The sequence below is a fragment of the Nostoc sp. FACHB-152 genome (assembly GCF_014697475.1).
Classification (GTDB): domain Bacteria; phylum Cyanobacteriota; class Cyanobacteriia; order Cyanobacteriales; family Nostocaceae; genus Nostoc_B.
Window position 1 is genome coordinate 1 of sequence record NZ_JACJRV010000126.1, and the last position, 12221, is coordinate 12221.

Annotated in this window: 10 protein-coding genes; 7 read left to right on the plus strand and 3 right to left on the minus strand. The window is 41.6% G+C overall.

The window, feature by feature from the left end; all coding sequences use genetic code 11:
- Positions 1-537: 537 nt before the first annotated feature.
- Together H6G76_RS34480 and H6G76_RS34485 are read left to right on the plus strand one after the other, a co-directional pair.
- Complete coding sequence (locus H6G76_RS34480) at positions 538-1149, plus strand: 4Fe-4S single cluster domain-containing protein (RefSeq protein WP_190710703.1); 612 nt, start codon at positions 538-540, stop codon at positions 1147-1149.
- A gap of 751 nt (positions 1150-1900) precedes the next feature.
- Positions 1901-2746: a neutral zinc metallopeptidase gene (locus tag H6G76_RS34485; RefSeq protein WP_190710695.1), complete on the plus strand. Its 846-nt coding sequence runs from the start codon at positions 1901-1903 to the stop codon at positions 2744-2746.
- Positions 2747-2876: 130 nt separating this feature from the next.
- Here H6G76_RS34485 and H6G76_RS34490 read toward each other — a convergent pair whose 3' ends face one another.
- Together H6G76_RS34490 and H6G76_RS34495 are read right to left on the minus strand one after the other, a co-directional pair.
- Entirely contained in the window at positions 2877-4010 is a 1134-nt protein-coding gene (locus tag H6G76_RS34490) for an AI-2E family transporter (RefSeq protein ID WP_190710696.1), read from the minus strand.
- A gap of 180 nt (positions 4011-4190) precedes the next feature.
- Positions 4191-4406 (minus strand): hypothetical protein, encoded by a 216-nt coding sequence (locus H6G76_RS34495; RefSeq protein WP_190710697.1) that lies wholly within the window; start codon positions 4404-4406, stop codon positions 4191-4193.
- Positions 4407-4689: 283 nt separating this feature from the next.
- Here H6G76_RS34495 and ftsH point away from each other — a divergent pair, with 283 nt between their 5' ends.
- From ftsH to H6G76_RS34510, 3 genes are all read left to right on the plus strand, one after another.
- Positions 4690-6624 carry an ATP-dependent zinc metalloprotease FtsH gene (ftsH, locus tag H6G76_RS34500; protein WP_190710698.1) on the plus strand — a complete coding sequence of 645 codons (1935 nt, stop codon included), beginning with the start codon at positions 4690-4692 and terminating at the stop codon, positions 6622-6624.
- Positions 6625-6910: 286 nt separating this feature from the next.
- Positions 6911-7870 (plus strand): orange carotenoid-binding protein, encoded by a 960-nt coding sequence (locus tag H6G76_RS34505; protein ID WP_190710699.1) that lies wholly within the window; start codon positions 6911-6913, stop codon positions 7868-7870.
- Positions 7871-7995: 125 nt separating this feature from the next.
- Complete coding sequence (locus H6G76_RS34510) at positions 7996-8322, plus strand: hypothetical protein (RefSeq protein WP_199337625.1); 327 nt, start codon at positions 7996-7998, stop codon at positions 8320-8322.
- Between the two features lie 93 nt (positions 8323-8415).
- On the opposite strand, the gene H6G76_RS34515 is transcribed toward H6G76_RS34510, so the two are convergent.
- Positions 8416-9123, minus strand: coding sequence for an ROK family protein (locus H6G76_RS34515; RefSeq protein ID WP_190710704.1), 708 nt, complete (start codon positions 9121-9123; stop codon positions 8416-8418).
- A gap of 100 nt (positions 9124-9223) precedes the next feature.
- Here H6G76_RS34515 and H6G76_RS34520 point away from each other — a divergent pair, with 100 nt between their 5' ends.
- Entirely contained in the window at positions 9224-10021 is a 798-nt protein-coding gene (locus H6G76_RS34520) for a creatininase family protein (protein ID WP_190710701.1), read from the plus strand.
- Between the two features lie 248 nt (positions 10022-10269).
- On the plus strand, positions 10270-12221 hold a 1952-nt coding region (locus H6G76_RS34525), incomplete at its 3' end, for an RHS repeat protein (protein ID WP_190710702.1).

Sequence of the window (12221 nt, forward strand, 5' to 3'; positions counted from 1 at the left end):
AAATCCTTATTTTAGCGTATAGACTAGGTAATTCGCGATGCTTGCATTTGCGCCTTATAAGCTAGTCACAAACAAGGTTTGATAGTTTTCGGAGATGTCTAATAGGCACAAGAGATTCAAAATTTTTGTAGCAGCTTTTATTTGCTCCAGAACCAATTCTTCACAATTTCCTCAACTTTTAGAGTTATATTCTGGTTTGCAATTAATTGTCAGGCGATCGCCAATCGGCTTAAAAGTGAGAGATTTAAATTAGCACACCATGTTTTTTGCGCTTATGCATCTCAAAACTAATATTGTCTCTTTTGTCTAAATAAATCATGGTGCTACCAAAGCAAAGTATTTGGGGATGTTTTTACTACTTTTGCCTCTGCCCCCCGCCCAAACAGCTTGGTGATTTCGTTAAATCAATTGCAGCACATCAATCAACCAGCATTGACAATTGATTTACAAAATAATTTGACATCATCACTAACTTGGCTGACTAAATCTAAAGTCATGCTTCAATTGCGTCGCTATAGTTTCACAAGAAGGAAACAGATGGAAACTAAACCAACACTCCCAGAAATTCTCCCTGGCTACCTGAACATTATGGGCTATGTTGATGAATCAGAAGTGAATGGCCCTGGCTGTCGTGCTGTCATTTGGGTGCAAGGTTGTCCCCGTGAGTGTCCGGGTTGCTTTAATCCTGAGTCGTGGCCATTTGAGATTAATCAACTAATTTCTGTAGATACTCTCGCGGAACAAATTCTGAGTAAACCGAATAACACAGGTGTGACATTTTCTGGCGGTGAACCGTTTTGGCAAGCACCTGCATTAGCGGCCTTGGCACGCAAACTTAAAGCTGCTGGGTTAAATGTTATGTCTTTTACTGGGTTTACCCTCAAGCAACTTCAATCTGACTCTGCACCACCTGGTTCTCAAGAATTATTAGAACAGTTAGATATCTTAATAGATGGGCCATTTGTAGAATCTCTAGCACTTAATTCTCCCAATTCTCCTGTTTCCTCCAGCAACCAACGAGTCAATGTTTTTAACCCCGCCTTAGCCGACCAAATTACTTGGGCTAGCGACCAAATAGAAATCCACATTCTCAAGGATGGTAGCCGCATCGTCACAGGTTATCGCGGTCGGCTGGAATTAAGCGATTGATAAATTTTGAGTAGCACATGAAAAATCACGACAATCAGCGTTTACTAAATAATGGTGAGTGTCAATAAACGGTAATTAATGTAGTAATTAATGTATGGTGTGTTGTCGCACAGCGCAACGCACCATTATGATATTTGGCGGTGCGTTAGCCTACGGCAAAACACACCTTACTTTCGAGTATTAGCTTATGCTTGCTTTATCCATAGATAAAATCAAAGCATTTGTAATAAACGTTTGAATCTTATTTATGAATGTTACAACGTTAACAAGAAAAGTTTGATTGTTCGTAACAAATGCTTTAACGTTTCTGATAAATGTTAAAGCATTGATAAGAAACGTTTAATTGTTTGTCACAAATGCTTTAACGTTTCTGATAAACGTTGGAATGTTAATAGCAAAGATTCGAGCATTTGTTACAAACGCTCGAATGTTATTTATGAATGTTGAAACGTTAGTGACTAATGTTTGATGTGAAGTGCGATCGCCAAATTGTAACCCTAGTGTGGCTTAATTGTTGATGGGTTTGGTTTGTGCAACTACATCAATTGCTTGTGAGATAGAAGCCTTTCTCGCAACAGGCTCAACAACCTGTCTGAAGAATTACCTTTATTTATTGCTGGTTGCTCCGCAGGTAGAAGAATTTAGAGCATGAAGTAGATACTATTGCAATGGTATAGCCAAGAGTTAGGTATAGATTATTTCTTGCCTGCTTGATGTTGTGCTGTCTTGGTGAGTTGGACAAGCTATAATTATGCGTTGGCAATTAGGTCGTCGGAGTACGAATGTTGAGGATAAACGAGGAGTTTCGGCTCCTGTGGTTGGTGGTGGAATTGGGGCGGTGGTGTTGGCGTTGATTGTAGCACTGTTAGGTGGCGACCCCAGGGTAATTTTAGAAGGGAATAACAACCCAAGCGATCGCACTGTCACCCAATCACCGCGAACAACAGCCCAAGACCAGATGTCTGATTTTGTATCTGTGGTGCTGGCTGATACCGAAGATACTTGGAACCAAATATTTCAAGAAAACGGCAACAGATATGTAGATCCAAAGTTAGTGCTTTATTCAGATGCAGTGGAATCTGCTTGTGGGTTTGCGCGTTCAGCAGTGGGGCCATTTTACTGTCCCCTAGATCAAAAGGTATATATTGACTTAAGTTTTTATCGTGATCTCAAAAATCGCTACCAAGCACCCGGAGATTTTGCCCAAGCATATGTAATTGCTCATGAAGTTGGGCATCATGTGCAGAATTTATTGGGAATTTCTGAGAAAGTGCGATCGCAACAAAGTCGCGTAGATCAGGTAGAAGCAAATCGGCTTTCTGTAAAGCAGGAATTACAAGCAGATTGTTTTGCGGGAGTTTGGGCAAATCGCGCCCAAAAGTCACGTCAAATTTTAGAGTCTGGTGATATCGAAGAAGCCCTGAACGCTGCTAGTAGTATTGGAGATGATCGCTTACAACAGCAATCTAAGGGTTATGTAGTCCCAGAATCTTTCACGCACGGCAGTTCTGCCCAACGAGTGCAGTGGTTTAAGCAAGGAATTCAAACAGGCGATCCGCAGCAATGTAATACTTTTGCAACAAGTAACAGGCAATAGGCAATAGGCAATAGGGGTAATGCCTGCGGCATTAAAGGATCAGAGATTGTTCCTGCGGTGCTTGGAGATAAAGGATAGGAAAATGTATTTCACTATTGCCTATTACCTATTGCCTATTGCCTATTGCCTATTACCTATTGCCCCCTGCCCCCTGCTCCCCTGCCTCCTCTGCCTCTTCTGACAAATTATCTCTTGCTTGGGTAGAGTCAGAAATTATCACTAACTCAGTTTCTTTCTTATGCTTATTTCCCCATTCATCCAAGACATCTTTGACTAATACTTCTTGCACCCAAATTTTGGCAACAACTGTTAAAGGGAGGGCTAAAAATAAGCCTAAAAAGCCGAAGAAGGTAACAAAAAATAGTTGAGAAATTAATGTCACAGCTGGTAGTAATGAAACCTGCTGCGCCATGACATAAGGTGTAATAAAATTACTTTCAGCTTGTTGAATAAAAAAGTAAAGAATAAAAACAGCTACAGATTTCCAGGGAGCATCTAATAAAGCGATCGCCATAGCTGGTATTACGCTCATGGTAGGGCCTAAATTAGGTATCAAGTTCAGAAATCCTGCCAAAACGCCTAAAGCCAAGGCTGCTTTTACACCCAAGAATGATAAGCCAATTACACTCATCAGCCCTACTACACTCATCGCAATTAGCGCCCCTGTTACCCATCCTCCTAATGAAACTTCGCATTTATCTAAAATGCCGTCTACGCGCCTTCTATAAAATGAGGGAAACACTCGGATAAATACTTTACGGTATGCTAAGGGATCGGCTAAGAGCATCCCGGTTAAAACTAGCACCAGTAAAACCTTTAGGACAGCTTCTAAAGAACCAGAGACAAAAGCAAAAGAACTCCCTAAAGCCCGATTTACTAAAGGCTGTGCTTGTTGAATTAAACTATTAACATCGGGAATATAGGGAACTAACTGGCTGGGAACTCTAGTTTTCATTTCAACCAGCCAACCATTAAAGCGTTCCAAACCTTGAGGAACACGATAAGTTAGTTCATTAAACTGCTGGGCAAAGGGTGGCACAATCAACCAGAAAAAACCCACAACAATACCAAAAAAGCAAACCACCGAAAGGAGTACGGCAAACCCACGCTTCATTCCCAAGCGTTGAAAACGTTTTGCTAATCGATTTAAGGTAGTTGCTAACACAACTGCGGCAAACATTAGCAACAAGACTTCTTTGATTTGCCACAATATATATAAAGATAGAACTATAGCGATTAAGCCGATCCATTGTCCAAGGTTCACAGGCTGACTCCCAGCTGTTTATGTGATGCTATTGTTTATTGATGCAGGCTGATTTTAACTTATAGTAGGGAACAAGAAACAGGGGTAATGCCTGCGGCTTTAGGAATCAGACATTAAACTTCTGTGCTTAGGAATAAGGAGATAAAAAAAGTTATTTAACTATTGCTTATTGCCTATTGCCTACTCCCTACTCCCTATTCCCCATTCCCTTTGCTTCTGTGTTTGAAATCGCCATAGTAAAGCGATCGCCATAACCACACTCGGCAGCAAAACTAAAATTAAGGCATTCGTCGCTGTGGCAGGAAGCGGTACGCTGGGTAGAACGTACTTAATTAATACAGAGAACAAAGCTGATAACACTAGTAGTTTAACAATAAAAATTAGCTGATTTTGCATAGTAGTACGGCTATTTACCTGTTTCTGTAGGGTATACCGGAATTTGGAGCAAACCCAATAGTCTCTACAATATTCATATAAATACACATCCCAGGGGCTAGGAGCTAGAGGCTAGAGGTTAGTATATTTTGCTCATTGTTAAATTTTTATTTCAACAACTTCAGCAGAAAATATTGCCTTATTAGTCATTGGTCAATTGTCAACAGTCAATAGTAATCAATTTTTTAACTATGGACGATTGACTCTGGACTTTTGACAAAAAATTAATCGAGGATACATCAAAATGCCTGTAGAAAAAAATAACAAAACCCCAATCAAACCGCCGAGAGTTAAGCAGTTTGGGGGTAGCTTACTAATTCTGTTTACTCTGTTATTACTGCTTAATTTTATTGTTCCTAGTTTTTTCGGCCCGCGCTTGCCGCAAGTACCTTATAGTGAATTTATTGCTCAAGTACAACAAGGTAAAGTAGACCGTGCGGTTGTAGGTGGCGATCGCATTGAGTATGCTATCAAAACTCAAACCCCCGATGGCAAAACTAAAGAACAGGTATTTGCTACGACACCAGTTGCACTTGATTTAGATTTACCAAAAATTCTGCGCGAGAATAAAGTTGAGTTTGCTGCACCTTTACCAGACCAAAATGGCTGGATTGGTACTCTGTTGAGTTGGGTTGCGCCACCGTTAATTTTCTTTGGAATTTGGGGCTTTTTACTTAATCGTCAAGGTGGTGGCCCGGCTGCACTTACAGTTGGGAAAAGTAAAGCGCGAATCTATTCGGAAGGCAGCACTGGGGTAAAATTCCCTGATGTGGCTGGGGTAGATGAAGCCAAAGCCGAACTCGAAGAAATTGTTGACTTCCTGAAAAATGCTACGAAATACACCAACTTAGGCGCGAAAATTCCTAAAGGTGTGTTGTTGGTAGGGCCTCCGGGTACAGGTAAAACACTACTAGCAAAAGCGATCGCCGGGGAAGCTGGCGTTCCTTTCTTCAGCATTTCTGGTTCAGAATTTATTGAATTATTCGTTGGTGTTGGTGCGGCGCGGGTGCGTGACTTGTTTGAACAAGCTAAACAACAAGCACCTTGTATCGTCTTTATTGATGAGTTAGACGCGCTGGGTAAATCTCGCGGTGGTGCTGGTGGATTTGTCGGTGGTAACGATGAACGCGAACAAACCCTTAACCAATTACTCACAGAAATGGATGGCTTTGATGCCAACACTGGAGTAATTATCATCGCTGCAACCAACCGTCCTGAAGTTCTCGATCCAGCTTTGCGCCGTCCTGGTCGCTTTGACCGTCAAGTTGTGGTCGATCGCCCTGATAAAATTGGTCGAGAAGCAATTCTCAAAGTTCATGCACGCAACGTCAAATTGGCTGATGATGTCAACCTTGCAACCATCGCCATTAGAACTCCTGGTTTTGCAGGTGCAGACTTAGCTAACCTCGTCAACGAAGCTGCATTATTAGCAGCACGAAACAATCGCCCAGCCGTCTTAATGGCAGATTTCAACGAAGCGATTGAACGGGTGGTTGCGGGTTTAGAAAAACGCTCGCGTGTACTCAACGAAACTGAGAAGAAGACAGTAGCTTATCATGAAGTTGGTCACGCCATCATCGGTGCGTTGATGCCCGGTGCAGGTAAAGTTGAAAAAATCTCCGTTGTCCCGCGTGGTGTCGGTGCATTGGGTTACACAATTCAAATGCCCGAAGAAGACCGCTTCTTGATGATTGAAGACGAAATTCGCGGCCGCATTGCTACCTTATTGGGTGGACGTTCTGCCGAAGAAATCGTCTTTGGTAAAGTTTCCACAGGCGCAAGTGACGATATTCAAAAAGCTACAGACTTGGCGGAACGCTACGTCACCTTATATGGGATGAGCGATAAACTGGGGCCTGTCGCCTTTGAAAAAACCCAACAGCAATTTCTTGATGGTTACGGTAACGCCCGCCGTGCTATTAGTCCACAAGTAGCGCAAGAAATTGACCACGAAGTTAAGCAAATTGTAGATAATGCTCACCATATTGCTTTGAGCATTTTGCAACAAAACCGCGACTTGTTAGAAGAAACCGCCCAAGAACTGTTGCAACGAGAAATTCTCGAAGGTGTAGATTTGCGCGATCGCCTCCAGCAAGCCAAAGCACCAGAAGACCTGACAGAATGGTTACGATCAGGTAATGTATCAACACAACCTTTGATGCAATCTGTACTGAATTAAATTTGCATGGTGTGTTGCCACAAAGCGCAACGCACCAAATTTTTTATTTCTTTGATGGGCTTGCATCCGTGTAGAAGCCGCAAGAATTTTTCCCCTGTGATTTTAATCATAAATCTTTCAGGAGGCACGGTATAAGAAAGTCTTTGGAAACGTATATTAAAAAATATTAACTTTTATTAAAAAGATATGTTATTTTTGTAACAGATTCCTGAAGCTAGAGCGTGCAAATGCTCTTGGCTCTGTTCTTTTGCTAGTTGTAAATCCAATAAAATTAGGTCTAGTAGATATGCCAATTACGATTGACTCAGCTCGTGGTATTTTCCCAGAAACCCTATCAGCTGATGCTGTACCAGCTACAATCGCTAGATTTAAGCAACTCAGTGCCGAAGATCAGCTGGCATGGACTTGGTTTGCTTACCTTGAAATGGGTAAGACAATTACTATTGCTGCTCCAGGTGCTGCTAGTATGCAGTTTGCAGAAGGAACTCTCAATCAAATTAAGAAAATGAGTTTCCCTGAGCAAAGCCAGGTGATGTGTGATCTAGCAAACAATGCAGATACACCCATTTGCCGTACCTATGCTACTTGGTCTGCAAATATCAAACTAGGATTTTGGTATCAACTTGGGCAGTGGATGGATGAAGGTATTGTTGCACCTATTCCCTCTGGCTATCAGCTTTCTGCCAATGCTTCAGCAGTGTTGCAAGCAGTCCGAGAATTAGATCAAGGACAACAAATTACAGTCTTACGTAATGCTGTAGTTGATATGGGCTTTGATCCCAACAAATTGGGCGACTATACCAGAGTTGCTGAACCTGTGGTTGCTCCTAAGGATGTGTCACAAAGAACTCAAGTCACCATTGAAGGCATTAATAATGAAACGGTGCTGAGTTATATGAACAACCTGAATGCTAATGACTTTGGGGCATTAATTGAATTGTTCGCACCTGATGCAGCTTTGCAACCTCCTTTCCAAAGACCAATCGTTGGCAGAGATGCTATTCTGCGATTTTTTAACGAAGAATGCCAAAACCTCCAATTATTGCCAGAGCGAGGCATTTCTGAACCCGCAGAAGATGGTTATACCCAAATCAAAGTTACTGGTAAAGTCCAAACTCCGTGGTTTGGTGCTGCTGTGGGAATGAATATGGCTTGGCGGTTCTTGATCAATCCTAAAGGAAAAATTTTCTTTGTCGCAATTGATTTGCTGGCATCTCCTAAAGAACTACTAAATTTGGTTCGCTAGAGAACTGCTTTGTGCAGATACAACTTTAATGATTGTGTGGGCGCTCTCTAGCCAAGGGCGCTCCTCTTTTTTAAAACAAATGGTGCAAGTCGATAAAATAAGTAACTGCGTAAATTTTAAGAGTGATGCAAGTGAGTGAAGTTGAATGGTCTACGACCGAGAAAGAGATAGCTAAATCAGCCTTTGAGAAAGCCTATGAGCGAGAAATTGAGGCGGTGATTCAAGAAGTTCGCCAAAGAGCCAGTGTGATGACACAGCCTAATGAAATGTGGCAGTTACATGATTTCTTAAGTGCTAGAAGACACGAGATAGATGGTAAATACGATTATAGATATTCAGTTTTAATCTTTGTCTTTGCTGGTTTGATCAAAGATGGTTGGCTGCATCTCGATGAGTTGCAGGGATTAGAAAAAGATAAGCTGACAAAAGTAGCAGCCCTTACACGGATGTAAGGACTAAACTTTGATAAATATTAGTGCGATCGCTGTTCTAGAATTGGCAAGTACCTATCCTAAACTAATTAAAGCGATCGCTTTTTTACATTCCTAATCTCGCCACAAGGCAATTCCGCCTAACAAACCCGTCACATTGGGTATAAGTTTCACATTCAGGGGTAATTGTAAATTCACCTTAACCGCTTCACCACCACCGATATAGAGATAATCATAATTAAACAAATGTTGCAAAGATGCGATCGCTTTTTCTAAACGCCTGTTCCATTTTTTTGCACCATACTTTTCTAACGCTGCACGTCCCAGTTGTTCTTCGTAAGTTTGCTCTTTACGAAATTGATGGTGTCCCATTTCCATATTCGGCACTAGTTTGCCATCGACAAATAAAGCCGAACCAAACCCAGTTCCTAAAGTAATTACTAACTCTACACCTTTACCGGCGATCGCGCCCATGCCTTGCATATCTGCATCATTAATTACCCGTACTGGCTTGTTTAAACGTTGCGATAATTCCTTTGCTAAGTCAAAGCCAATCCAACTGGGATGTAAGTTGACGGCTGTTTCTGTAACGCCGCTCCGCACCACACCAGGAAACCCCACAGAAGCGCGATGAAACTCACCTTGAGCAGCAGCTAAAACTGCGATCGCATTAATCACTACATCTGGTTTCGCTGGGGATGGTGTATCTACCCGCGCCCTTTCTGTCAGAGGAGTGCCTGTGATATCCAAAACCATAGCTTTGACACCACTACCACCAATATCAACCGATAAAGTGCGGATTGAGCCATTTTCATCAACCATAGAATTTTCCTTGTTTACTAATTGTTCTGTGGCTATTATGCGTCCCTGCTTCTGGTAATATCCTGATGTGTAGATAGTCTTCACAAGACTCAAAATTAAGATGCACAGCTTTATTCCCCCAGAACGCTTTTTTCCCTACTTAACTTGGACAGATATCCAAGCCATGCCTAATAAGGAAAATGTGGTGATCATCCAACCAGTAGGGGCAATTGAACAACACGGCCCTCATCTACCACTAATTGTGGATGCGGCGATTGGTGTTGGTGTTTTGGGAAAAGCCCTTACCAAACTAGATGCAGATATACCTGCCTATGCTTTGCCCACTCTCTATTATGGTAAATCTAACGAACATTGGCACTTTCCTGGCACAATCACCCTCAGTTCCGAAACGCTGACAGCCATAATTATGGAGGTAGGTGAAAGTATTTACCGGGCAGGGTTTAGAAAATTTGTGTTGATGAACTCCCACGGCGGACAACCGCAGATTATGCAAATGGCAGCGCGGGATTTGCACGTTAAGTATGATGACTTTTTAGTATTTCCCTTATTTACTTGGCGCGCGCCGAACATTACTAAAGAATTACTTACGCCTAAAGAAGCCAAACTGGGAATGCACGCCGGAGATGCAGAAACTAGCATTATGTTGGCAATATTACCCGAACAGGTGAAACTTGACAGAGCAGTTGCTGAGTATCCACCAGAACAACCAGAAAGTACATTAATTAGTTGGGAAGGTCAGTTACCTGTATCTTGGACGACGCGAGATATCAGTAAAAGTGGTGTGATTGGTGACGCGACAACTGCAACTAAAGAAAAAGGCGATCGCATCCTCGAATCTGTGTCTGATGGTTGGGTACAAGTAATTAAAGATATTTACACTTTTAGGCTACCTAGATAATCAATCTTTTTTGGCTAAAAACTAGCACCAGTATTAATAAGTTAAGAAGTTTTCTTGTATACACCAACTTGCTTCAAATAACAACGCAACATATCATATAAAATTGTGATCAAAATCACAATCCCCTAAAAATTTTAACCATATTATCTTTGGGGTCACTAGTACATATACATCTAATAACGTCTGTTTTGACGATCACTTACAGACTCAGAGATTACCAAAGATATATTATGGAATGTCAAAAGTTTATGACATCAACAATAACTTACACTTACGATGCTGCGGGCAACCTAATAGCCGAAAACAATGACAACAACGGTGATGGAATTTTTGACGCAGTTGTTACCTACGCCTATAAAAATATATCTTATGGCTTAGACTACGAAGCCGACGGTAAAGATGATAACATCGAAAGCTATACATATGATGCCAACGGTAACAAAACATCCCAAATCTCTGACTACAATGGCGATCGCATAGTTGATGAGATTAGAACCTATACATATGATGCCAACAGCAACTTAACCTCAGAAAGAGTTGACTACAAGGCTGATGGCAAAGCTGAATTGTTCAGAAGCTATACATATGATGCCAATGGCAACAAAACCTCAGAAAGAATTGACGATAATGACAACGGCAACGCTGAAAGGATTATCAACTATGATGCCAAGGGCAACAGAATTTCTGAAATCTCTGACTTTAATGACGACGGCACAGTTGATTCTCTCATCACCTATACATATAATGCCAAGGGCAACATAACATCATTTAGTAATGACTTTGACGCTGACGGCAAAGCTGATTATATAGACACCACAACCTATGATGTCAATGGCAACAAAACATCATATAGTGTTGACTCTAATGGCGACGGCAAAGCTGAACGTATCTACACCTATACATATGATGTTAACGGTAACAAATTATCCGAAAGTTTTGACAGCAATGGTGATGGCAAAGCTGAATCCATCACCACCTATACATATGATGTTAACGGTAACAAATTATCCGAAAGTTCTGACAGCAATGGCGACGGCAAAGCTGAATCCATCACCACCTATACATATGATGTTAACGGTAACATAACATCCCAAAGTTATGACAGCAATGGTGATGGCAAAGCTGACTATATCACCACCTATACATATGATGCTAACGGCAACCAGACATCCTACAGTTCAGACAGCAATGGTGACGGCAAAGCTGATAGAATCGAAACCCATACATATGATGCCAGAGGCAACCAGACATCCTATAGCTATGACAACAACGGTGACGGCAAAGCTGAATCTATTACCACCTATACATATGATGCCAACAGCAATTTAACCTCCCAAAGCTTTGACTATGACGGCGACGGCAAAGTTGATGAAAGTGCCACCTTTACATATGATGCCAGAGGCAACCGGACATCCGAAAGCCATGACAACAACGGCGATGGTAAAGCTGATGAGATCACAACCTATACATATAATGCCGAGAGTCAAAAGATATCCGTAATTCGTGACGATAACGGCGATGGCAAAGCCGATTACATCGGAAGTTTTACATATAATGCCAACGGCAAATTAACATCTGAAATTCGTGACGATAACGGCGATGGCAAAGCTGATTATATCAAAAATTATACATATGATGGCAACGGCAATTTAATATCTGATAGCACTGATACTAACGGCGACGGCAAAGCTGAGACTATTGCAAGCTATACATTTGGACGCGCATCCGCTAAGTATGACACAAACAACGATGGCGTAATTGATAAAACAGCCAGCTACGCCTATGACTTTAGTGGCAAGCTGATTTCTGTACAAATTGACAATAATCTTGATGGCATCGCTGATGAAGTAATTAGCTACAAATATGATGCCAATGGCAAATTAACCACACAACTAGTAGACAAGAATAATAATGGCAAAATTGATGAATCAACTTTTTATAGTTACGATACTAACGGCAGACTAACCGCCGAGATACTAGATAGCAATCATGATGGACTTGCTGACCAAGTTACCAGCTACAATTACAACGCAAATGGCAAACTGGCCTCAGCAGATATAGATAAAAACAGCAATGGCACTATAGATGCAGTTGTTAGTTATTTGTATAACCAGCAAGGTCAACTCCTCAGCCAGACCACCCAAGCTCAAACCGTAGCAGGTAAATCTTTATCCGGTGGTAAAGGTAATGACAAACTTAC